A 22,480-nucleotide genomic window follows, 5' to 3' on the forward strand; every position below is an offset into this window, starting at 1 on the left:
ATATACGATTATGACTATTAAACCATTAGCAGACAGAGTTCTGATCCTTCCTGCTCCGGCAGAAGAAAAAACTATAGGTGGTATCATCATTCCTGATACAGCAAAAGAAAAACCATTGCAGGGTAAAGTGATTGCAGTTGGTAACGGTACTAAAGATGAAGAAATGGTATTGAAAGTTAATGATACTGTTTTGTACGGAAAGTATTCTGGTACTGAAATCGAACATGAAGGTGTAAAATACCTGATGATGCGTCAGAGTGACGTTCTAGCTGTAGTGGAATAATATTAATAATCAACAATCTTAAAAATTTAGACAATTATGGCAAAAGATATTCTCTTCAACATCGACGCTCGCGATCAGTTGAAAAAAGGTGTAGACGAACTTGCTAACGCAGTGAAAGTAACACTTGGTCCTAAAGGACGTAACGTAATAATTGAAAAGAAATTCGGTGCTCCTCATATCACTAAAGACGGTGTGACAGTAGCAAAAGAAATAGAATTGGCAGACGCATTCCAGAACACAGGTGCACAGCTTGTAAAATCTGTAGCTTCAAAGACTGGTGATGATGCAGGTGACGGTACTACTACTGCAACTGTATTGGCTCAGGCTATCGTTGGTGTAGGTTTGAAGAACGTTACAGCAGGTGCTAACCCAATGGATTTGAAACGTGGTATCGACAAGGCTGTTGCTAAAGTTGTAGAATCTATCAAGTCACAGGCTGAAACTGTTGGTGACAACTATGACAAGATTGAACAGGTTGCTACTATTTCTGCTAACAATGACCCTGTTATCGGTAAACTTATTGCAGATGCTATGCGTAAGGTTTCTAAAGATGGTGTTATCACTATCGAAGAAGCTAAGGGTACTGACACTACAATCGGTGTAGTAGAAGGTATGCAGTTCGACCGCGGTTACTTGTCTGCTTACTTCGTAACTGATACAGAAAAAATGGAATGCGTAATGGAACATCCATACGTGTTGATTTACGATAAGAAGATTTCTAATCTTAAAGACTTCTTGCCTATCCTTGAACCTGCAGTTCAGAGCGGACGTCCTTTGTTGGTTATTGCAGAAGATGTTGACAGCGAAGCATTGACTACACTTGTAGTTAACCGTCTGCGCGGACAGTTGAAGATCTGTGCTGTAAAGGCTCCGGGCTTCGGTGACCGTCGTAAGGCAATGCTTGAAGATATCGCTGTATTGACAGGTGGTATCGTGATAAGCGAAGAAAAGGGCTTGAAACTTGAACAGGCTACTCTTGAAATGCTTGGTACTTGCGATAAGATTACAGTTTCTAAGGAAAATACTACTATCGTAAACGGTGCAGGAAACAAGGAACTTATTCAGGAACGTATCAACCAGATTAAGGCTGAAATCAAGAACTCTACTTCTGACTACGATAAGGAAAAACTTCAGGAACGTCTAGCTAAATTGTCAGGTGGTGTAGCAGTTCTTTATGTAGGTGCTGCCAGCGAGGTTGAAATGAAAGAAAAGAAAGACCGTGTTGACGATGCTTTGTGCGCAACCCGTGCCGCTATCGAAGAAGGTATCGTACCTGGAGGTGGTGTAACTTATATCCGTGCTATCGATGCATTGGAAGGCATGAAGGGTGACAATGCTGACGAAACAACAGGTATCGAAATCATCAAACGTGCTATTGAGGAACCTCTTCGCCAGATTGTAGCTAACGCAGGTAAGGAAGGTGCTGTAGTGGTACAGAAAGTACGTGAAGGTGAAGGTGACTTCGGTTACAATGCACGTACTGACGTTTACGAACATTTGCATGCTGCCGGTGTAGTAGATCCTGCAAAAGTAACTCGTGTTGCTCTTGAAAATGCAGCTTCAATAGCAGGTATGTTCTTGACTACTGAATGTGTAATTGTTGAAAAGAAAGAAGACAAACCTGAAATGCCAATGGGTGCTCCAGGAATGGGCGGCATGGGTGGCATGATGTAATCTTCCCCTTTTAATCACATAAAATATTGATATTAGACTCCTGTCGGACTGATGTTTGGCAGGAGTCTTATATTTAATATAACATATGCATTCTGGAGTAAAGACAAAAACAACGCATGAATTTCATAAAGATGTTATTCATGCGTTGTTTTTTATATTAGACAATATTGTCTTAAAAGTACAAATCTAGTGATAAATACAGATATTCCTTGTTGTCATCCTTATTCCTTTCAAAGAATATCTTGTCTTCCCTAGCCAGCCATCCTATGGCCAGATTAAGGTCTCTGTCGGACATACCGGAAACTGCTTTAAGCTTATCGTATTCCCAACGTTCGCCGTTGTTCAGTAGTTTCCATATAATACCGGCATTTTCTCCAATAATGTGTTTATCCATATTATCCAATAAAAAAATTCAGTTCTACGTAAAGTATGTTTCTTTTACCAACCTGGGTTTCCTCAATGTTGAGTTTCCCTTCTCTTGCCAGCCATCCTATGGCTGCATTTAATTCTCTGTCTGACAATCCAGAAGTTTTTTTGATCTCACTGTAAGACCATTTACGGTGTTCGCCATTAAGTAATTGCCATACTTCACCTGCGCATTTTCCTATACTTTGTACATCCATATCTTTAATTATTTAGGTTAAGAAATACAGTTATCGCACATAGTCCAATAAAAATAAAGTCATGCTTTTCCCCAAATATATGTTTTTTTTAAATATGTTGTAATCTTTATCTGATATTTTTTAGTACTATATAATAAAATAGTATGTTTTTGTCAACTATATTTCTATAATATTTACATTCTTGTTGATTTAAAACATTAGAACATTTGATAAAATATTACTACCTTTACACCCGAATTCGTTTCTGTAGGTGAACCCCTCCGTAACCTTGCGGAAATTTGTTTTATTAATGTGAGGGTTAAATTATAATACGATGAAAAAAATTTTATTCTTAATCTTGTGCGTGGCTTTTTGTGCCTGTACTACAGACACCAGTAAGGTTAATGTCAATGAACATGGAACCGAATGGAAATGGGATGGTGGTACCATTGTTGTGAAAACTCCTGAACGTGAATCCGGTCAAAAGAGTGTTTTAGGTCTTACAGCTCCTAAAATGGAAGTTGTCAGAGTTGGTTTTGTTGGATTGGGTATGCGTGGCCCTGGTGCTGTTGAGCGTTTCACTCACATACCGGGAACACACATTGTAGCCTTATGCGATTATGAAGCTTCGCGCGCTGAAGCTTGTCAAAAATATCTGAAGAATGCTTCTTTGCCTAAGGCAGAGATCTATTCAGGTGAAAAAGGATATGAGGAGTTGTGTAAAAGGGAAGATATTGATTTGGTTTATATAGCTACAGACTGGTTACATCATTTCCCTGTTGCTAAATGTGCTCTTGAAAATGGTAAGCACGTTGCTATTGAGGTTCCTTCTGCAATGAATCTTAATGAGTGTTGGAGTTTGGTGAACTTGAGCGAAAAATATCAGAAACACTGTATGATTCTTGAGAACTGCTGCTATGACTGGTTTGAAATGAATACATTGAACATGGCACAACAGGGAGTTTTCGGTGAGGTTATACGTGCTCAGGGTGCTTACATTCATGATTTAAGTCCATTCTGGGAGTATTACTGGAAGGACGGTGAGTCTGATAAGTTGGGATGGCGCTTGGATTATAATATGCGTCATCGTGGTGACGTTTACGCCACTCACGGACTTGGTCCTGTTGCTCAGGCTTTGGATATCCATCGTGGAGACAGAATGAAGACTCTTGTGGCAATGGATACTAAATCAGTAAACGGTAAGGCATGGGTGAAAGCTGCTGCTGATTCTGTATGTGAGAATTTCAGAAATGGAGACCACACTACTACTCTGATACGTACTGAGAACGGCAAGGTGATAGAAATCCAACATAATGTAATGACTCCTCAGCCATACAACAGACTTTATCAACTTACAGGTACAAAAGGTTTTGCAAACAAATATCCTATCGAAGGATATGCTGTTGGTGGTGATCAGCTTGAGGCTTCAGGCCTTCAACCGGAAGTTGATAATTTGAATGCCCATAGTTTCTTGCCTGAAAAGGAAATGAATGCTTTGGTAGATAAATACAGACATCCTATATTGAAAAAGTATGGTGAGATGGCTAAGGAAGTAGGTGGCCATGGAGGTATGGACTTCATTATGGATGCCCGTTTGGTTTACTGTCTGCAGAACGGTTTGCCGCTGGATATGGATGTTTACGACCTAGCAGAATGGTGTTGTCTTGCAGAACTTGGTGAGTTATCAATGGATAATAATTGTGCTCCTGTAGAGTTTCCGGATTTCACACGTGGTGACTGGAATAAGATTAATGGATACAGACATGCTTATGCTTCTCCTGAAGATGAGGCTGTTTCAATCGAAAAGGCTAAGGCTTATACAGCCAAGCTGAAAGAAGCCGGAGCAAAAGAGTGGGCAGAATAATCTGTAAAATTTTTAAATAAAATATATTTGGTGTAGGTCCCGTTATATTTTATGCGGAACCTACACTCGTTTTATTTCTTTACCTAAATAATATATCATTATGTCTTTCAATAGAAATAATACAATAATACCTTTGTCATTTATAGGAATAATGTTTTTTGCCATAGGTTTTGCTTTAGGTATAAATTCATTGCTTGTTCCTGTATTGCAGGGCTCTTTGGAGATATCCAATGCAGCTTCGTACCTGATAATTGCCGCTACTTTTATACCATTCCTTATATTTGGTTATCCCGCAGGATTGACAATAAAGGCTATAGGGTATAAGAAGACTATGTCATTGTCTTTTTTCATATTTGCAATTGCTTTTTATCTTTTTATTTTATCTGCCAATGACAGCAGTTTTACTTTGTTTCTTTTGGCTTCTTTTGTGAGTGGAGCAGCCAATGCCTATCTGCAGGCATCGGTAAATCCTTACATTACAATTCTTGGTCCTTTGGAGAGTGCTGCAAAGAGAATCAGTATTATGGGAATATGTAATAAGCTGGCCTGGCCTATTCCTTCAATATTCATTGTGTGGCTTATCGGTAAGGATGTCAGCGCTATCGGAATTTCCGACCTTGAGTCTCCATTTAGAATAATTATATTTGCTTTTATATTTCTTGGCATCATAGCGCTCTTGGCTCCATTGCCTGAAGTAAAGGCTGAAGGAGAAGATTCTTCATCATCCGAAACGGCAGATGATTCGTGCACTTCATCTAAAAGCTCCGTATTCCAATTCCCTCATCTGCTGTTAGGCTGTGTTGCATTGTTTCTATATGTAGGTGTTGAGACGGTATCACTGGGAACGCTTGTCGATTATGCTAATTCCATTGGCCTTTCAGGCGCTGCTAATTATGCTTGGATAGCACCTATAGGAATTGTTATCGGATATATCTGTGGTATAATTCTTATACCGCGTTATATAAATCAGGCTACAGCATTGAAAATCTGTTCTATTATTGCCATAGCGGGTTCATTGCTGGTTGTTATGACTCCTTCTCACATATCCATCTATTTTGTATCACTTATGGCATTGGGATGTTCTCTGATGTGGCCTGCTTTATGGCCTTTGGCAATAGCAGATCTTGGTCCTTTCACAAAGACTGGTTCTTCACTTCTTATAATGGCTATGTTTGGAGGAGCTGTAATACCGACCGTTTATGGATGGTTGAAGGATTCTTATGGTCCACAACAGGCATATTGGTTGTGCTTACCTTGTTTTTTGTTTATATTGTATTATGCAATGTATGGCTGTAAGATACGTACTAAGTAATTAATATTCAAAAAGCCTTTTGAAAACTCTTTGCAAACGGTTTTCAAAAGGCTTTTTTGATTTTATAAAGAAGAGTGTTTTTGAACTTCTTCCATTACGCGCAGGAAGTTGCCTCCCCATATTCTTCTGATGTCTTCTTCGTTATATCTTTCTTTCATCAGTCTTCGGGTAAAGTTAATCAGTTCTGAAGAATCATTGCAACCTATGATGCCGCCGTCACCATCGAAATCGGTTCCTATTCCCACGTGGTCTGTACCTGCCAGATTTACAATGTGATTAAGATGTTCTATTGCATCAAGGATATTAGCTTCGCGGTCAGAGCGGAGGAAACCGCTGTAAAGACAAACCTGTATCACTCCACCTTTGCGGGTAATGGCCTTTATCTGTTCGTCGGTCAGATTTCGTGGATGGTCACATAGCGAGCGGCATGACGAGTGTGAGCATACAACAGGCACCTGGCTTATCTCCAAAGTGTCGTAAAAACTTCTTTCACCGCTGTGTGACAGGTCTATCATCATTCCCGTGCGGTTCATTTCGCGTATAACATCTTCGCCGAACTTGCTTACACCGAGATTTTCGTCATTATATCTTGCCGAGCCGCATATGTTGTTGTTCCCGTTGTGGCATAGAGTCATATACACCACACCTCTCCTTCTGAAACGTTCCACGTTGGTGATGTCCTTGCCTATGGCATAACCGTTTTCTATACCGAGCATAATAGCTTTTTTACCTTCCATTTTCAGACGGTAGAGGTCTGACGGGGTATAGGCAATATCTACTGCCGTACAGTTTTCAGCCACCATTTTCTCCATTTCGTTCAGCAGTCTGTCAGCTTTTGCTGTCGCTGCAAGCAGAGCCTCGTCCGTACGTTCTTTCTGAGGAATGTATGCCACCATGATTGTGGCATCCTGTCTTCCTTCAGTCATTTTATGCAGGTCTACTTTTATCTTTTTGTCCCTAGTGGCAAAGTTTATTCCCTGACCGAAAAACATAGGGGTGTCGCAATGGGTATCTAGTGTCAGAATCCTCTGATGAATCCTTTTCGCTTCCTTGAATGATGATGATTCTTTTATCAGCCATTCAAATAGAGGCATCATACTTCTGTCCCCGTTAAGGATAAAACATTCCGGATGCCATTGAACTCCGAGCATCGATTTGTATTCAGTGCTTTCCACAGCTTCTATGATTCCGTCGTTTGAACGTGCACATACCCTGAATCCTGGAGCCGGTTCCTTGACTGCCTGGTGGTGGAAAGAATTTACGGGCAATACTGTTTGACCCATAATTTCGGCAAGCAGACTGTCTTCATCTATATTTACTGTGTGCGATGCGTATGATCTGTCAAGGTCTTGGCTGTGTTTTATCAGTTTGCCATCGGCCTGTGAGTAGATATCCTGATATAGAGTACCTCCCAATGCGGCAGTCATTGTCTGGATTCCTCTGCAAATACCGAGAACCGGAATCTGTCTGTCGGCAGCCATTTTCACAATCATCAGTTCCTGGCGGTCACGGTAAGGATTGATATTGTGGAGTTCCCTCACCGGGTCTTCTCCCAGAAATAGCGGATTGATATCTGCGCCTCCGCTGAGAAGTATTCCGTCTAAAGAATCAAGCAGATTTGGCAGAATGGTCAAGTCATCAGAAGGAGGGATAACCAGAGGAATACCTCCTGCTTCGTATATTGATTTGAAATATCCCGGAAACAATGATACGTTTCCATCGCTTACGTTGGCGGTAATGCCAATTATCGGACGTAGTTTGTCGGATGGCAATTTGCTATGCAAATAGTCATAATCAGCCTGTATATCGAATGTATTATACGTTTTCATACGTTAATCTTTATTATAACTCTGACAAATATACGGAAAAATCGGATTTATTTCGGATATTTGTTTAAAATAACACACTATGGAACCTGTAAGAACACTTTCCCAAATGGTAAACAGGCTGCGTTTAAGCAATAAGCGATGCAGGGTTGCCGTTGTCTGTCCTAATGATCCACACACCGAATATGTTATAATAAGAAGTCTGAGAGAAGAAATTGCCGAATATCTTTTGGTGACTGATGTTGATCACGTTGACATCTCGAATAGTCTTTATGCCGCATCTCCTGATTTTGTTCGTGTCTATACTGCTCCCAGTCCGGATGATGCAGCAGCCTTGGCTGTGGAACTAGTCCGTTCTGGTGAGGCTGATGTACTTATGAAAGGATTGATCAATACAGATAATCTTTTAAGGGCTGTTCTTCATAAGGAGAGAGGGTTGCTTCCTGCTGGTGGAGTCCTCAGTCATGTAGCAGTCGCTCAGATTCCGCTTTATCATAAATTATTGTTCTTTTCGGATGCAGCCGTAATTCCCAAACCTACATTAGACCAGTTCAGGGCCATGATAATGAACGATATCAAGATATGTAACAGACTTGGAATGGAGGAGCCGCGTGTCGCTCTTATACACTGTTCGGAGAAGGTGAATGCCAAATTTCCTCATACCATTTGTTATACTGAACTGAAAAAAGAGGCCTCGGAAGGTAAAATGGGTAAGGTTTACGTTGACGGTCCGATGGATGCCAAGACAGCTTGTGACGCTCATAGTGGAGAAATTAAAGGAATGTCATCACCGGTTATCGGCAATGCTGATGTTATGATATTCCCCAATATCGAGTCTGGAAATACCTTTTATAAAACACTATCCCTGTTTGGAGATGCCAACATGGCCGGAATGCTTACGGGTACTATTGCTCCGGTAGTTGTCCCATCGCGAAGCGATTCCGGTAATTCAAAATACTACAGTCTTGTACTGGCATGTCTGGCAGGAAAATAAATCTGATATTTATATGAAAATACTTGTAATTAATCCCGGATCAACATCAACCAAAGTTGCTGTTTATAATAATGAAAATCAGTTGTGGTTTGAAAGTATATATCATAAGGCTGATGAACTGTCACGGTTTTCACATGTAAGCGATCAGCATGATTTCAGAAAGGAAACCATTATCAATTCTTTGGAAGAGGCAGGTTTCAATCTTGAGTTTGATGCTGTGATAGGTCGTGGCGGATTGCTTAAACCTACCCAGGGGGGAGTCTATCTGGTTGATGAAAAGATTAAATACGATTTGATGCACTCACAAAAGGAACATGCTTCCAATCTTGCGGCATTAATAGCAGATGAGATTGCCAAAGAATGTAATTGTCCCGCATATATTGCCGATCCTGTGGTAACTGATGAAATGAATGATTTGGCACGATTTACAGGAATACCGGAAATATCCCGTATATCAATTTTTCATGCATTAAACAGTCGTGCTGTATCACGCAGATATGCTGAAAGCGTTGGAAGCAGATATGAGGATTTAAATCTTATAGTGGTACATTTGGGAGGGGGTATTTCAATTAGCGCACATTCTAATGGTAGGGTGATAGATGTGAATAACGCTCTTGATGGTGACGGCCCTTTCAGCCCAGAAAGAGCTGGCTCCATACCTACTAGGCAACTGGTTGATTTATGTTTTAGCTCTAAATATTCATATAATGAGATTCTAAAGAAGATAAATGGTCATGGAGGATTATATGCCCACCTTGGAACAACAGATGTAAGAAATATAGTGGCAGAAATTAAGTCTGGCAATACACATGCTGGTAATGTTATGCAAGCCATGGTATATAATATAGCAAAAACTATAGGTAGCATGCACATTGCCTTGAGACAGAAAACAGATGCTATTATACTTACTGGAGGTATGGCCCACGAAAATTATGTCGTGTCCGGAATATCCTCTTGGATAGACGGACTGGCTCCGGTAATAGTTATTCCGGGTGAGGACGAGATGGGGGCATTGGCCATGAATGCACTTGGCGCGTTACGTGGAGAACTGCCATTACAGGTGTATAATCCGAAATAGTTTGTCCTTCTTTTGTCATGTTTTGAGAGTTTTTCGTATCTTTATATAAGATAGCCTGCACCTCGGAATTAAAAGTCGAAAACTTTGTTTTCACTTTGTACTTCACTCGGTTTGTATTATCTTTGCCGAGGATAATTAAAAAAGCTGTATCTGATTGATACACAGAATGGAATTGAAGAGTGTGAGATTTTAGGTAACGATTTAGCGACATTCAGAACGCTCTGACTTGCTGCGGTTTACCTCATAGATTCAAACAACTCTTTCGTATTTGCAAAGATACATTTTTTATCCCATAGCACCAAATCATTACCTATTTTTTAGGGATATTGCCGTTACCTCGTTCTGAAAACGGCTTCCGGCTTGATGTGCGTAAGCCCATTTCAGAAACGGCACAAGCAAAGAAAAGCCCACGACGACCACAATGTCACAAGTGACACCGCCATCGTCGTGGGCACTTCTTTTATATGCTTGTGCAGAACGGACAAGTCCGTTTTATCCATTTTCTTTTTCTCGTCTTCTTTTGGCAGCCGAAATGCCGCCGGATGCAGGGCACGGCAAGCGTGAATCTGCACCTGCGACTATTTCCGGCTGTCATGTCTTCCCTGTCCTCAAACCGTCTTGCCATGCTTTTGCCAAACCGGGCATGGCAGACAAGACCGTTTGAAGACATGTGCCGTCGGCAGAAAACTTGCAACCGCAAGCCATGCACGCATGACAATGACGGTTGCAGGACTTCTGTCACGGCGGCAGGAAAGCGGGGCTTTCCCCTTGTCCGTTGCGCCGCCCTTTGAACTTCCCCGTGGCGCATTGCGCCATCCTCTATGCTTCCCCTTTTCCTTCCCGCCTCTCCAGCAAGTATGCCGATATTCCCATGCCGCCATTCCAGACGGCATCAGTGGGTCATTTTCGTTGCAGGGGCAAAGGTAAAGACGGGATTAGGAACACAAATTTTTTAGCCACAATCTCCACACTTCGCAAGCTCAGGTAGTATTCTGTCGAAAAAATTTGCTGAACCTACTCCCTAACCTTTGCATGGCCCCCGAAACGAAAACGACCGATGCGCGGTCGGAAGACGTCACAAGGAAACATCGGACATACGGAGAGGCGAAAAGAAAAAGGACTCGACCCGACCTCCCATCCGAGCAAGACAAGTAACAACAACTTAAAAATTGGAAGATATGAGAATGACATTGAACGACATCGGAAAGGCTTTGCGGAAAGTATTGTCCGCAGTAGCGAGAGCGGCATGGGGCATTACCCTTTGCGCAGGAGGTTTGGCGGTAGGCATCGCAGGGGAAATCCTATTGGGCGTGTTGAACTTCATGTTCGGCATCCTCACCGCACTACTTTCAATAGTGACAATTATTTGGACATTCATTTGGTTATTAACCCTTTAATTCATAAGGATATGGCGAAAAGAAACAGCAAGACGGCAGCGCAGCAATGCAGGTTTTACGAGGTGGACAACATCTTTGAGTATATGGTGGAAACGTACATTAACGGCAATTTCAGCACATTCCGAGAAATGTACAAGGAGTTGTGCAAGGATGCAAAAAAGGACTTCATTGACTTCCTTTTAAGCGAGGTAGAGCCAATCTATTGGAGAGAGATTTTGAAAGAAACCATTTGACAACCCATCAAAAGAGAACCTTATGAACAAGACAACGGAAAAGATACCCACATGGAGTTTGGGGTACATCATCAACGGTGACATGACGGGACTGACGGACGAGGAAATCCGCATGATTGACGAGTGGCAGAGCAAGTGGAACGTGCAGATTGTCTCACCCCTTACGGACGAAGAAGGCAACGCACAGCCCTATTTCTCACGTTATCCCCTTTTCGGACTTCCAGCCGAAGTGGAGGACTGCGACATACTTTACACGAATGACAACATCTAAAATCTGACGATATGAACAAGACAACAGACCATTTCAAGCGTACAATCCAAGCCTATTTGGAACAACGTGCAGCCGAGGACAAGCTGTTTGCGGCAAGTTACAGCAAACCGAACAAGAACATTGACGAGTGTGTAACCTATCTATTGCATTGGGCGAAAAGCCAATGTGACGGAGGCAACGCCATCGGCATGACAGGGGGTGAGGTCATATCCCAAGCGGTACACTATTTTGACGAGGACGACATCGAAGTCGGCAAGCCCCTGCAATGCCAAGTGATGGTATGCCACGACATGGAACTGACTGACGAGGAAAAGGCGGAAGCACGGCAGCAAGCCATCCGCCAATACCAAGCCGAAGAACTGCGCAAGTTGCAGAGCCGGAACAAGCAGACAGCGAAAAAAGAAACCCAAGTACAACCTTCATTATTTGACTTTTGATTATGAAACCTAAGAATAAATTCCAACGCAATATCGTAGAAGCGAGCAAGAACCTGCAACCCCTTACAAGCAAGCAGATACAATGGGGATTGGAGCACAGTATCAATCATGTCGGGCATAAATCCGCCAAGAAGATTGTAACCTGCACCAAATGCGGTCATCAATGGAAGTCGGACACGAAGCGCAAGCATGAGAAATGTCCGCACTGCGGCACAAGGCTGACGATACACGAGGGCAGGAAAAGGATTTTCAATGATTGTGGATATTTCACGGTGATAACAGCCTGCAAAGATTACCAAGTCGTAAGGTCTGTCATGGTAAAATGCTCGTTGAGAGTCGGCAAACCCGCAGAATATGAATGGGCGGAAGTTATGCAAAGGTGGATTGCCCCCAACGGGGAACATGTAACTTTCACAAGGTTGCGGCAAACGATGGGCACTTTATATTATGACTTGTGGCTGTTCTATACTCCGTTGGAATTGAGGAAAGAAAACCACATCTTCAATCTTGTCCATTCGGGGACTGTCTGTCCGTTCATGTCCGCTACCCATGAACTGAGAAAAAGGGGATTCAAAAAGTCCTTTTACGGTCAGTCACCTCTGAATTTCTTCCATACGCTATTGACAGACAACAGAATGGAAACCCTGCTAAAGACAGGACAGACCAAACTTTTGCGGCATTTCATGGAGCATCCCAAAGAGAATGTGGAAGATTATTGGCAGTCTATCCGTATTTGCAATAGAAACGGATATAAGGTACATGACGCCGTGACATGGTGTGACTACATTGATGCGCTGAAGTATTTGGGAAAGGATGTCAGAAACATGAAATATGTATGCCCTCAAAACCTATCCCGCGAGCATGACAAGGCGTGCAGAAAGGTGGTTGAAAGGGAATTGGAAAAGGAAATGAACGGCAACACTCCAAAATTCCTTTCAAAAGAACATTGCTACCTGCTTAGCAAAGGGAGATTTTTCGGATTGTCCTTTTCAGACGGTGTAATCTGCGTCAAAGTGATTGAGAGTGTCAAAGATATGATTTTGGAGGGCAGGGCGATGCACCATTGCGTGGGAAGATACCATACAAAGAAGGATTCCCTTATACTTTCCGCCACCATCAACGGAAAGCGGATTGAAACGGTAGAAGTGTCATTGTCACAGATGAAGGTGGTACAATGCAGAGGCGTATGCAACTCCAACACCGAATACCACGACCGCATCATCAAGTTGGTGGAGGACAATGCCGAGCAGATACGGCAGCGGATGAAGCAGGTGGCATAATCGTATAACAAACTAATAGTTAATGATATGGAAGTGAAAATAGAAAATATGGTTTTCGGATGGCACGAGGAGCTGCCCGAAATGTTCCTTGAACTGTTGAACACGCTTGTGCTGACAAAGAACGAGCAGGATGTAAGGGGTGTAATGGAGGTGTTCGCCCGAAAGGAACTTTTCAATGTCCTTTTCGCCTTTGGGTATGGCGCACACCATTTATGGGTGACGCAGAAGAAGGCATCCGACCCCGACCAATGTTTGGAGAACAGATTACTGATTGTTGAATTTTAATTGATAAGGCTATGACAACGAGAATGACCATTAACGGAGTAAGCACCTGCCAAGCGGCAGGAACGGAGAAATACGAGAGTTTCCAAATGAGTATCGGCAGGAAAAGGCGCACTTTCGTGCAATACGACTACCGCCATACGGACGGAGAGTTGTTCTCCTGCGTGAAGCCCACGCTGGACGAGTGCAGGCGGTTACGTGACGAATGGATTAAAACGAAGGAGGACAGGCTATGACAGCAGGCTATGACACGCTGATTGTGACATTCAGCGACCCCATTTGTGTGTTGGACAGAATGTTTGCCGATGCGGACGCATGGGGAACTGACACCCTCAAAGGAAGGGTGGAGGACTATGAAAGTACGAGGTTTACGCAAATAAACGAGCATACGGCAGTCATCACTTCCGAATACAACATGCCCTGCGTAAAGGAATGGCTCACACACTGTACGACTATCGCTGATATGAGAGAATTTTGAGTGCGTGGCGGTGGAAACCACCGCCCACACTTACCATTAAAAGAGAAAGCATCATGAAATACTATTTTATACTGACAGACGGCAAGGACGCATGGATGCAGTTCGTTTACCTCCCTACGGGAGATTATGTGTCCGGCTATATCCGTGACCTGCGGAGCGTGGGAATATCCGTGCATGACTATGACCTTTGGACAAAGGACACACGCCCCATTGCCGAGCGTACCCTTGAACGCATACAGAAGCGGATGGTGGCAGGATGACCCTTTGGCGGGTGGCAGGAATTGCCGCCCGCTACTTTCTTTCATGAGCAGGACAGGCGGATAAGAAAGTAGCAAAGAAACCGTTACTTTCCATCTTCGATAATATGGAAAAATCCGATGAAGCCACAAAAGGCACCATCGGATTTTGTTTGTTGTACAGCCAACCATAGCCTCACGGCTCATACAGCAGCAGGAACTCCATTTTGCGCCGCCGCTCTATCGAGCGGACGGGCTTGCCCTTGTACCGGCAGTAGGCTGTGTATTCACGGAAAATGTCCCTGTTTCCGGCTTCCAGCTTGCGGACAAGCCCGCTTTTCGGATGCCCTCCATGACCGAGCAGCACCCCTTGCCCCACGTTGTAGCTCAGGACGGTCAGGAGCAAGGCGTCTTTTCCATACTTGCGGAACAGCCTGTAACGCACCGCCAAATCCTTGCGGAGCAGGGCTTCCGCTTCCGCCTCCGTCATGCCGTAGGACAGCTTCTCGTTCGGCAGCCTGCGGTGTCCGTAGCCGTAATACGGGTAGTCGGAACGGTCATGCAGCCCCTCATATTTCTTCACCAGTTCAACGGCTATGTCCGCTTTCGGGTGGCTGTTGAACAGCGCCAGCAGCCGTGCCGTTTCCTCCGTATCCTGTGCCGGCAGGCTGCCACAGAGGACAGCCGCCAGCAGCAGGAGCAACGCCTTGCGCATCATCGGCTGACGTTCAAGGTGTCCGACACCGCCACATCCGCATCCGAGTCATTGTTGAACTCGACTTCCCACTCGAAGGCATTGCCGAAGTTGTCCTCCACCGTGATGGTCAGGCTCTGCGACTCGTCGCACTCCGAGGTGTAATACAGGCGGAATTTCTCGTTCTCCAGCAGGTAGCGGTCATTGGGCAGGAATACCAGGCCGTTGTCCAGCTTCAGCGTGCCTTCGCCGTCAAACTGGAAGTAGCGGATGGTATAGACCGCCCCGTCAAACTCGCCCTCACGCACCAGCTCGCAGCGTATCTCCGCCGTTTCGCCCTGCGCCAGTTCTTTCGGCACGGGCATGGTCTCCACCGTGAACGGGTAGGCTTGCGTCACATCCAAGTCATCATCGCAGGAAGTGAAGCCTATGGAGAGCATACCCACACAGAGGGCAGCAAAGGTTCTTACTATGTTTCTTTTCGCTTTTTGGTTCAATTTATTCATGTTCATAATCTGTTATAGTCTGATGGATTTGTTTTTCTTTTCGTTCTCGCTTTGAGCCTGCCTTTCGGCAAGCACCCTTTGCAGGTGCTCGTTCAAGTCCTTGCACCCGTCATAAATGCCGGAGCAGTTCGATACCCTTCCGCCGTAACGTGCAAGCAAAGCCCCCAGCGTCCGCCGCCCGGCTTCGTCATTGTCAAGGTAGCACTTTATCTGTCCGTAACCGTCCAGATGGCGGTACGCCCTCGCCACGTTGGACACCGAGTTGAGCACGAGGTGGTCTTCCTTGCCGCCGATGCCCAGCGCACGGGCGGAGAGGTAGTCCATGAAGCCCTCGTACACGTTGCAGGACGCCGAGCCGACCGACAACAGGGTCACGTCCTTCGGCGGCACGCAGCCCTTGAAAAACGGGTTGCGTATCTCGTAGCCGCCGCCTTCGTTGCCGAAAGCCACGGCGAAATACCGCTTGCCGTGCGTGGAGTAGCGTATCTCCTTGCAGTTCGCTATGGCGACGGCGGACGGTATGCCCCTCTCTTGCAGGTAATGGAGCAGCGCCCGATTCTGCAAAGGCAGCACCTTCACATCCTCGAAGCTGTGTCCGTCGGAACGGTGCGTATCAACGGCTTTTTGCGGTCCATAGTCCTGTGCCGGCATACCCGCCACTTCCGCCACATACCTCGCTTGCGTGAGGAAGTCGCCCGTCTTGATGAACTCGCCTGCCAATGCGAAGATGTTGCCGCCCTTGCCCTCGCCGAAGTCAAACCAGAGATTCTTCTCCGGGTTCACCTTGAAGGAAGGCGTCTTCTCCTCCCGGTACGGCGACCTGTACCAAATTGCATTGGCACGCCTTTGAACCGGGTGATGCCCCAGCCGGGCGAGGAAGTCCTCTATCGGAAACCGTTTCATTCCTTCTATGTCCATAGGCATCCGTCAGTTGATGATGAACTTGACACCTATCCCGTACTCCGTATGGCACACGCCCATGCTGCCGCCCCAGAGGAAACGTTCCCTGAGCGAAGCCGTCAGCGCGATGAAGTCCGCGAGGTACACCTCCATGTCCAGCGTGGCGGCGCAGCCATAGACAAAGGCATCCCCGTTGTTCAGCCTTGCCCCGTCGTACAGCGTCTTTTCGCCCCAGTTTACCGTTTCGTACCCGGCAAGGGCTGACGCGCCCGCATAGAGGAACACCACCTTTTTCGCGTCCGACAGGAAGTTGTAGTAGAAACCGCCCTCCGCCGTGAACTGCGCCGCAGGGATGGTCGTACTCCTATAATCATGGTTGGTTTGCAGATATTCCACCCCGTACACCCACTTGTTCCCGCCTTTCGCGTAGCTTGACAAAGTGGCTCCCAGCACATAGCCGTCCGCCCCGTTCAGCCCGGCTTTCAGTTCGATGCCCCGCATCTTCGGCAGGCACCGCTGGGCTTCCGCCCGTCCCATGAAAAGGACGGACAGAAGCGTTACAAGGAAAAGGACTCTCGCTTTCATCGCACACGCAGCTCATTGATGGTTTCAGCCTGTACCAAGTCCTCGTTCTCCACGGTAAACGTCTGGTGGCGTCCGCCGTCCTTCTCGTTCATCTCCACCACGAGCTGCTTGCCGTCGGGGATGGTGAACTTCGGAAGGCAGAACACCGTGCGTTCGGACTGCTTCCCGGCTACACGGACGGCGTAGTTGTAGGCGCGGAGCGGGAACAGCACCTGCTCCTGCATGGCGGTACGTTTCGCCACCTTCTTGTCCACAATCTTGAACGTGATGTAGTCCACGTCAAACGGCACGTTGCTCTGGTTCTTGATTTCCGTGTGGAAATACAGCAGGTCATTGTGGACATAAATCCCTTTCAGCAGGTACTGGATGCCGAAACGCTTGCAGCCGATGTGCTTCACCTTGCGCTTGTCCTCCTTGTGCAGCGACTTCATGATGAGGTGTACCAGCATCGGGCTTTCGCTGCCTAATTCCTTCAGGTAGATTTCCTGCGCGTTGTTCGGTCGGTTCACTGTGCTGCCGTCGTGGATAAAGTCCTTCATCTCCACGTTCAGGATAAGCGGCTCGTCGGCGTATTTCACATTAAAGGTATAAAAGCTGCCATCCTCCGTGATGACGCTCATGTTCGTCTCGCTGCGGAAGTCCCTGACCGTCGCCTTCACGCGGATGACGTTCTCCGCGCCGTCCGCCTTGCCCGCTATCAGGTTGGGCGAACCCAGGTCCACGTAGCGCACCGCCGCCGGAAACAGGATGTGGACGGTCTTGTCATACGTGACTTCCAGACCGTGCGGCGGTATCATGCGGTCGAACATCAGCTTCTTCGTCAGACCGTGGTACAGGTCGCCGTCCTCCTCCGTCTGCGGATAGACGTCCTTCGCCAGTTCCAGCCCGTCCTCCTTGGCGGTGGCGGTGCTGTCGTTCGTCACTCCCTGCGCGTAGGTCGCACAGGCGATGCCCATCAGCAGGGCAAACATTGTCATTACTTTCTTGATACTCATTTTACGTTGGATTTAGTGGTAAATAAAAATTGGTTTGTTGATTATTTTTTCTTTTTTCGCCTTTATGTTTTTGGACTGTTCATTCCTTTTCTTGGTAGAGCAATACCCTGTACCCTGACTTCAGATGCACCTTGACCGTGCGCATCCTTTTCGAGATGTACTGCGAGATGCCCTGTATCGCCCCGCGACCCAGATCGGAGGCGAGCTGCGCCCCCGCGTCGGTCGATATGTTGATGCTGCTGCCGAGCGAGCTGCCCATGTTGGCCCCGATTTCCTTTGCCGCGTCTATCTCCATCGAGCCGGGTATGAAGATGCCCGCCTGCCCGTCGCTGTCGTACACCTCCAGTTTCACCGGGATGATGCTTCCCCCGTGTTCCAGCGAGGTGATGCCGATGCCGAGCCTTTCGCCCTGCAACCGTGCCGCGCCCACAAGGAGCGTGTTCCGGGGAATGACGCGCCCCGACACGCGCATCGGATCCAGCAGCCGGAGCTTCACCGTCTGCCCGTCCGTGAGGGTCTGGTCGCCCTGCACGCAGGCGGCGATGGTGTTCTTTTCCGAGGCTTCCGCCGTGCCGATGGCGGTGTGGAAACCGTAGTTCCGTTCACCCGCGTAGTCAGCGATAAAAGCCGAGTCTGTCATGGGCTGCGGCAAGGCGGACACCACTGCCGGACGCACCCCGCTTACCGGTTCCGCCTTCATGCTCCTTTCGTCAGCCTTGGCGGATGTTTCCGTCCCTTCGGGCTGTGCGCTCTGCCCGGCATTGCTCTTCCCGTTCTGGTACTTCGCCGCCAGTTCGTAGGACTTTTCCAAGAGCGCGACCTGTTCCTCCATCGAGGACGGCTTGCCCTCCTGCGCCATCAGCATGGCTTCCAGTTTGTCGATGCGTTCCCGAAGCTCCTCCTTTTCCCGGTCCTCCTTCGGCGGCTCGTAGAACGTGCCCAGCGAAGTGTTCAGCCGCTCGTAGGCAGCAGCGGAGGTGCGTATGCCCGCCTGTTGCTTATCGGCACGCTCATTTTCGGACGGTTCCGTCTGCGTCAGGCGGTAGTCGTCCGATGCAGCCGCCGTGTCCGGCTTTTCCGCGCCGTCGTGCCAGAACGAGGACAGGTCGCCCACCATGCCCCGGCGTTCCTTCTGCCGGTTCTCCAACTGTAACTGCTCGTAGGCTTTCGCCTTGTCACCGATGATTTTCGAGTCTTCGGGCAGGGGCATGTCCGTGTTGAATCCCTGACCCTGCTTTGCCTTCTCCCTGTCCTCGGAGGACGGTGCGAAGATGAGCCACATGCAGCCCAGGAACAGCAGTCCCATCAGCGGATAGACCAGCATCTTCTTGCGTTGCTGCCGCTGCTGTTCGGTCAGCGGCTTCTTCTCTTTCGTTTCATTCTTCTTCTGTTCCTTTTCCATATACATTATTATATAGGTTCATATTCTCCTGCATCGGCAGGTCCAATTTCTCGATGTGCCGTATCTCCATTGCCCCGTTCCCCTTGCCGAAACCGGCGATGGCGGTGACGGTCATGTACAGGCAGAGCGAGGCGAAAGCGGCAAATGCCGTGAGGACTATCCCCAGACGCGCCTTCGGCGGCAGGGCTTCCAGTTTCCTGCGTACCCCGCCTTTCAAGCCTTCAATCAGAGTTTTCATCTTTCCCATACGCGCATCATCTTTCTATGGTCCGGATGTCCTTGTTCTCCAGCACCGTGAAGCCCTCGATGGTAAAGCCGTTGGGGTTGTCGTCCGAGCGGCTCGCGTTGAGCAGGCGGCAGGCGGTCACGAGCGTGCGTTCCGTCACGTTGCTCTCGCGGATAATCATCTGTCTTGCGTATGTCCTCGCCTCGTAGGGGTAACGGTTAAAGTTGCACACCACGCTGTCCACCTGAAGCACCTGGTTGATGTTGCCGGCGATGATGCGGTTGTAGAAGCCCTTTTCGGCGAAGTCGGCGTAGTAGTTGTACGCGCTCTTGTCCGCCAGGAGCAGGGCACGCTTCACGTTGTGCTCTATCGCGCTTTTCTCCGGCGAGAGCGTGAAGAACAGTTCATGGAAACGGCGCACGTGTTCCCTCGCTTCCGCCGGACGGTTCTGCGACAGGTCCTGCGAGAGTGCGAGCATCAGGCTCTTGCCCCCGTCGAGGACATATATCTTCTTCCGCTGTGCCTCGGCAAAGCGGAAGGCGCACACCACCGAGCAGACCACCACGAGGGCGCAGGCTGCCGTATAGACGATGCCGAACAGACGTATCTGCCGGAAACTCGTCTCGATGTTCTTTAGTGATTTGAATTCCATTTTCTTTTCGTCTTTCTTTTTCTGTTTGTAAAATCATGTTTCGGTATCCTTTTCCCGAAGTGACACTTCGGGGGAGGTCAAAGTGGCACATAGGCAACCCCAAAGTGCCACTTCAACCGTTCCGGCTGTTACCTCTTGAACACCTTTCCAGCCGTTCCCTTGATGAGCTTCCCGGCACGCCCCGCCACGTTTCCTGCGGCTGCACCTGCCACGCTGCCGCCCAAAGCCCCGGCGGTCCCGATGTTCTTGTTGTAGCTGCCGATGCCGCCTCCGGCTTGGATAATCCAGCCCGCCACCGTCGGTATGGTGAAATAACCCACGATGCCGATGATAAGGAATACGATGTACACCCCGTCGCTTGCATCCAGCGAAAAGTTTGGGTCGGTCTGCATACGCTCGATGTCCTGCTGGAGCATCAGAATCTGGATTTTCGCCAGTATGGTGCTGAACAGGTCGGACACCGGAAGCCAGAGGTAAATCTGTATGTAGCGGCTGAACCACGCCGAGAGTGTCGAGTGGAAGCCGTCCCACACGGAGAAGGCGAAGGCTATCGGTCCCAAGATGCTGAGCACTACGAGGAAGAACGTCCGTAGCGTGTCGATGATGAGTGCGGCTGCGGCGAACATCAGTTCAAGCAGTTCGCGGAACCAGTCACGCACGCTTTTCTTGATGTTGTACGCCGCCCGGTCCATGTACATCCCCGTCATCGTCACGAGATCCGAGGGCGACCAGCCCAGCTCGTCCAGCTGCCGGTCAAACTCCTCATCCGAGGCGAGGTAGGCGGTTTCCGGGTTGCGCATCAGCGCCTCGTACTCCAGTTTGTCCTTCTGCTCCCGGTACTCGTTCATGTCGAAGGTCTGCTCTTCGAGAATCCCGTGTACGCCCTGCACGATGGGACTCAGCACGCTGTTCATCGTGCCCAATACGATGGTCGGGAAGAACAGGATGCACAGACCTAATGCAAAAGGTCTCAGCAGCGGGTACACGTCTATCGCTTCGGCTCGTGCAAGCGACTGCCATACGCGCATCGCCACGTAGAACAGTGCGCCCAGCCCGGCAAGCCCTTTCGCCACGCCCGTCATGTCCGCGCAAAGCGGCATCATCTCGTCGTAGAGCGAAAGGAGTATCTGGTGAAGGTTGTCGAACTCTCCCATAGGCTACCAGTACCTTTCGTTAGCCGTTCCGTACAGCGACATCACCCGGTCCATGTCGTTCTTCTTTCTTGCCCGCAGGTAGCTCACCGAGATGGTCTTGCCCGTGTAGTAGCGCACGAGGTTGCGGTAGTTCATCAGGCTGCGGTAGGCGTTGTCGATGATTGCCAGCCGTTCCGCGTCCGAGAGCGACATCCCTGTGACGTTCACCACGTTCTTCAGGTCTTGCAGCACGTCCGAGCTTTCGTCTATCAGCATGGCGTAGCCCGACGAGATGGCGGCAAGCTCCTCCGGCGTGTAGTTCTCGTCCGAGAGCATACGCTGGTAGTTGTCCACGTATATCTCCGAGATTTCCATCACCAGCCCTATGCTTTTCGATACTTTCACGCCGCCCTTCACCACGTCATGCACGGATTTCAGCGCGTCGTAATACTTCTTTCCCTGCTGGAAAATCTTTTGCGTTTCCAGAAAGCCGTTCAGGGTGTTCGCCTTCGTGCCCGCCGTCTCCACCATCTCCTTGGCGGAGTTGATGATGCTCTGGGCGAGGTTGCCGGGGTCGGACACCACCCACTGGGCGTTTGCCGTGCCCGCACCCGTGAGGCACAGGCAGACCGCTATCAGCGGCATTTTCAGTTTTTGTCTCATTCTCATTCACGTTGGATTTAGTGGTTCGTTGTCTTTTCATTATTCTTCTTTCTTTTCACCGTCCGAAGCGTCCTCCATATTTACCCGGATGTAGTCGCCGTTCGGCGAGAAGGTCAGCACGTCCGTTTCCTCGTTGTACGCCACGTCGATGCGAAAGCCCGTGTTCATGTAGAGGTTGCCGTTCTCCTCCCGCTGGAGCAGGTAGGTTTCCGGCTTCAGCCTGCGGCGCACGCCCGACCGTCGGAACAGCGTCACCTTGTAGTGTTCACCCTCCTTGTACACCAGTATGTCGGGTCCCGCCTCCGCACTCTGCCAGTTGCCGCAAATCTTCTCGCGGACGTCTTCGTTTTCCTTCATTACCGTTTCGCAGGCTTGCAGCATCAGCGATGCCAAGCCAATCAGACCGCCGCAAAGCAGCAGCCGTTGTGTCTTTGTCAGTTCAATGTTCATTTTCTGTTTCAATTTTTAATGTCGTTG

29 protein-coding genes are annotated in these 22,480 nt (G+C 48.0%); 15 read left to right on the forward strand and 14 right to left on the reverse strand.

The features are described from left to right. The first annotated feature begins 10 nt into the window (after positions 1-10). Positions 11-283 (forward strand): co-chaperone GroES, encoded by a 273-nt coding sequence (locus tag I6E24_RS02860; protein ID WP_154043459.1) that lies wholly within the window; start codon positions 11-13, stop codon positions 281-283. 36 nt (positions 284-319) lie between these two features. Next, positions 320-1,957: a chaperonin GroEL gene (gene groL, locus I6E24_RS02865; protein ID WP_235326067.1), complete on the forward strand. Its 1,638-nt coding sequence runs from the start codon at positions 320-322 to the stop codon at positions 1,955-1,957. Positions 1,958-2,129: 172 nt separating this feature from the next. Here groL and I6E24_RS02870 read toward each other — a convergent pair whose 3' ends face one another. Both I6E24_RS02870 and I6E24_RS02875 read right to left on the reverse strand, forming a co-directional pair. Continuing rightward, a complete protein-coding gene (locus I6E24_RS02870) occupies positions 2,130-2,351 on the reverse strand; it encodes a winged helix-turn-helix domain-containing protein (protein ID WP_235326069.1) in 222 nt (73 codons plus the stop codon). Position 2,352: 1 nt separating this feature from the next. After that, positions 2,353-2,580: a winged helix-turn-helix domain-containing protein gene (locus I6E24_RS02875; protein WP_204401657.1), complete on the reverse strand. Its 228-nt coding sequence runs from the start codon at positions 2,578-2,580 to the stop codon at positions 2,353-2,355. A gap of 313 nt (positions 2,581-2,893) precedes the next feature. On the opposite strand from I6E24_RS02875, the gene I6E24_RS02880 reads away from it, so the two are divergent. After that, on the forward strand, positions 2,894-4,423 hold the full coding sequence (locus I6E24_RS02880; protein WP_235326071.1) for a Gfo/Idh/MocA family protein: 1,530 nt from the start codon (positions 2,894-2,896) through the stop codon (positions 4,421-4,423). Between the two features lie 100 nt (positions 4,424-4,523). Beyond that, the gene (gene gluP, locus I6E24_RS02885; protein WP_235326073.1) at positions 4,524-5,735 is read left to right on the forward strand and encodes a glucose/galactose MFS transporter; all 1,212 of its coding nucleotides are present in this window, start codon (positions 4,524-4,526) and stop codon (positions 5,733-5,735) included. A gap of 62 nt (positions 5,736-5,797) precedes the next feature. Here the strand turns inward: gluP and I6E24_RS02890 are convergent, their stop codons facing one another. Beyond that, positions 5,798-7,564 carry a gamma-glutamyl-gamma-aminobutyrate hydrolase family protein gene (locus I6E24_RS02890; RefSeq protein WP_235326075.1) on the reverse strand — a complete coding sequence of 589 codons (1,767 nt, stop codon included), beginning with the start codon at positions 7,562-7,564 and terminating at the stop codon, positions 5,798-5,800. 79 nt (positions 7,565-7,643) lie between these two features. On the opposite strand from I6E24_RS02890, the gene I6E24_RS02895 reads away from it, so the two are divergent. The 11 genes from I6E24_RS02895 to I6E24_RS02945 all read left to right on the forward strand — a co-directional run bounded on the left by I6E24_RS02895 (position 7,644) and on the right by I6E24_RS02945 (position 14,271). Beyond that, entirely contained in the window at positions 7,644-8,555 is a 912-nt protein-coding gene (locus I6E24_RS02895; protein WP_235326077.1) for a phosphate acyltransferase, read from the forward strand. A gap of 13 nt (positions 8,556-8,568) precedes the next feature. Next, positions 8,569-9,633, forward strand: coding sequence for a butyrate kinase (buk, locus tag I6E24_RS02900; RefSeq protein WP_235326079.1), 1,065 nt, complete (start codon positions 8,569-8,571; stop codon positions 9,631-9,633). Positions 9,634-10,175: 542 nt separating this feature from the next. Then, positions 10,176-10,424, forward strand: a complete 249-nt coding sequence (locus tag I6E24_RS02905) for a hypothetical protein (RefSeq protein WP_235326081.1) — start codon at positions 10,176-10,178, stop codon at positions 10,422-10,424. Positions 10,425-10,879: 455 nt separating this feature from the next. Continuing rightward, a complete protein-coding gene (locus tag I6E24_RS02910; RefSeq protein WP_394800352.1) occupies positions 10,880-11,263 on the forward strand; it encodes a hypothetical protein in 384 nt (127 codons plus the stop codon). Between the two features lie 22 nt (positions 11,264-11,285). Further along, entirely contained in the window at positions 11,286-11,534 is a 249-nt protein-coding gene (locus tag I6E24_RS02915) for a DUF6926 domain-containing protein (RefSeq protein WP_235326085.1), read from the forward strand. Between the two features lie 11 nt (positions 11,535-11,545). Beyond that, positions 11,546-11,971 carry a PcfK-like family protein gene (locus I6E24_RS02920; RefSeq protein WP_235326087.1) on the forward strand — a complete coding sequence of 142 codons (426 nt, stop codon included), beginning with the start codon at positions 11,546-11,548 and terminating at the stop codon, positions 11,969-11,971. Between the two features lie 2 nt (positions 11,972-11,973). Next, on the forward strand, positions 11,974-13,251 hold the full coding sequence (locus I6E24_RS02925; protein WP_235326089.1) for a PcfJ domain-containing protein: 1,278 nt from the start codon (positions 11,974-11,976) through the stop codon (positions 13,249-13,251). A gap of 27 nt (positions 13,252-13,278) precedes the next feature. After that, positions 13,279-13,536, forward strand: a complete 258-nt coding sequence (locus tag I6E24_RS02930) for a hypothetical protein (RefSeq protein WP_217718188.1) — start codon at positions 13,279-13,281, stop codon at positions 13,534-13,536. Positions 13,537-13,547: 11 nt separating this feature from the next. Continuing rightward, on the forward strand, positions 13,548-13,769 hold the full coding sequence (locus tag I6E24_RS02935; protein WP_087247986.1) for a DUF3873 domain-containing protein: 222 nt from the start codon (positions 13,548-13,550) through the stop codon (positions 13,767-13,769). After that, the gene (locus tag I6E24_RS02940) at positions 13,766-14,011 is read left to right on the forward strand and encodes a DUF6956 domain-containing protein (RefSeq protein ID WP_235326091.1); all 246 of its coding nucleotides are present in this window, start codon (positions 13,766-13,768) and stop codon (positions 14,009-14,011) included. The genes I6E24_RS02935 and I6E24_RS02940 overlap by 4 nt, the downstream gene beginning before the upstream one ends. Positions 14,012-14,064: 53 nt before the next feature. Further along, positions 14,065-14,271: a hypothetical protein gene (locus tag I6E24_RS02945; RefSeq protein ID WP_235326093.1), complete on the forward strand. Its 207-nt coding sequence runs from the start codon at positions 14,065-14,067 to the stop codon at positions 14,269-14,271. Positions 14,272-14,443: 172 nt separating this feature from the next. Here I6E24_RS02945 and I6E24_RS02950 read toward each other — a convergent pair whose 3' ends face one another. The 11 genes from I6E24_RS02950 to I6E24_RS03000 form a co-directional block, all read right to left on the reverse strand. Beyond that, entirely contained in the window at positions 14,444-14,965 is a 522-nt protein-coding gene (locus I6E24_RS02950) for a glycoside hydrolase family protein (RefSeq protein ID WP_072542212.1), read from the reverse strand. Next, on the reverse strand, positions 14,962-15,453 hold the full coding sequence (locus I6E24_RS02955; protein WP_235326095.1) for a DUF3872 domain-containing protein: 492 nt from the start codon (positions 15,451-15,453) through the stop codon (positions 14,962-14,964). Before I6E24_RS02955 ends, I6E24_RS02950 begins: the two co-directional genes overlap by 4 nt. Positions 15,454-15,459: 6 nt before the next feature. Beyond that, positions 15,460-16,371 (reverse strand): toprim domain-containing protein, encoded by a 912-nt coding sequence (locus tag I6E24_RS02960; protein WP_235326097.1) that lies wholly within the window; start codon positions 16,369-16,371, stop codon positions 15,460-15,462. Between the two features lie 3 nt (positions 16,372-16,374). Then, a complete protein-coding gene (locus I6E24_RS02965; protein WP_087247980.1) occupies positions 16,375-16,932 on the reverse strand; it encodes a conjugal transfer protein TraO in 558 nt (185 codons plus the stop codon). Next, positions 16,929-17,927 carry a conjugative transposon protein TraN gene (gene traN, locus I6E24_RS02970; RefSeq protein WP_262911874.1) on the reverse strand — a complete coding sequence of 333 codons (999 nt, stop codon included), beginning with the start codon at positions 17,925-17,927 and terminating at the stop codon, positions 16,929-16,931. The genes I6E24_RS02965 and traN overlap by 4 nt, the downstream gene beginning before the upstream one ends. 79 nt (positions 17,928-18,006) lie before the next feature. Then, complete coding sequence (gene traM / locus I6E24_RS02975; protein WP_235326098.1) at positions 18,007-19,335, reverse strand: conjugative transposon protein TraM; 1,329 nt, start codon at positions 19,333-19,335, stop codon at positions 18,007-18,009. Beyond that, the gene (locus tag I6E24_RS02980) at positions 19,304-19,567 is read right to left on the reverse strand and encodes a TraL conjugative transposon family protein (protein WP_235326145.1); all 264 of its coding nucleotides are present in this window, start codon (positions 19,565-19,567) and stop codon (positions 19,304-19,306) included. Before I6E24_RS02980 ends, traM begins: the two co-directional genes overlap by 32 nt. Before the next feature lie 16 nt (positions 19,568-19,583). After that, the gene (gene traK, locus I6E24_RS02985) at positions 19,584-20,207 is read right to left on the reverse strand and encodes a conjugative transposon protein TraK (protein ID WP_235326100.1); all 624 of its coding nucleotides are present in this window, start codon (positions 20,205-20,207) and stop codon (positions 19,584-19,586) included. Between the two features lie 128 nt (positions 20,208-20,335). Continuing rightward, positions 20,336-21,361 (reverse strand): conjugative transposon protein TraJ, encoded by a 1,026-nt coding sequence (traJ, locus tag I6E24_RS02990; RefSeq protein WP_072542206.1) that lies wholly within the window; start codon positions 21,359-21,361, stop codon positions 20,336-20,338. Positions 21,362-21,364: 3 nt separating this feature from the next. Next, positions 21,365-22,003, reverse strand: coding sequence for a DUF4141 domain-containing protein (locus tag I6E24_RS02995; protein WP_235326147.1), 639 nt, complete (start codon positions 22,001-22,003; stop codon positions 21,365-21,367). A gap of 39 nt (positions 22,004-22,042) precedes the next feature. Next, positions 22,043-22,453 (reverse strand): DUF3876 domain-containing protein, encoded by a 411-nt coding sequence (locus I6E24_RS03000; protein WP_072542205.1) that lies wholly within the window; start codon positions 22,451-22,453, stop codon positions 22,043-22,045. Positions 22,454-22,480 lie beyond the last annotated feature (27 nt).

It is taken from the genome of Bacteroides caecigallinarum, assembly GCF_021530995.1.
Lineage (GTDB): Bacteria > Bacteroidota > Bacteroidia > Bacteroidales > Bacteroidaceae > Phocaeicola > Phocaeicola faecigallinarum.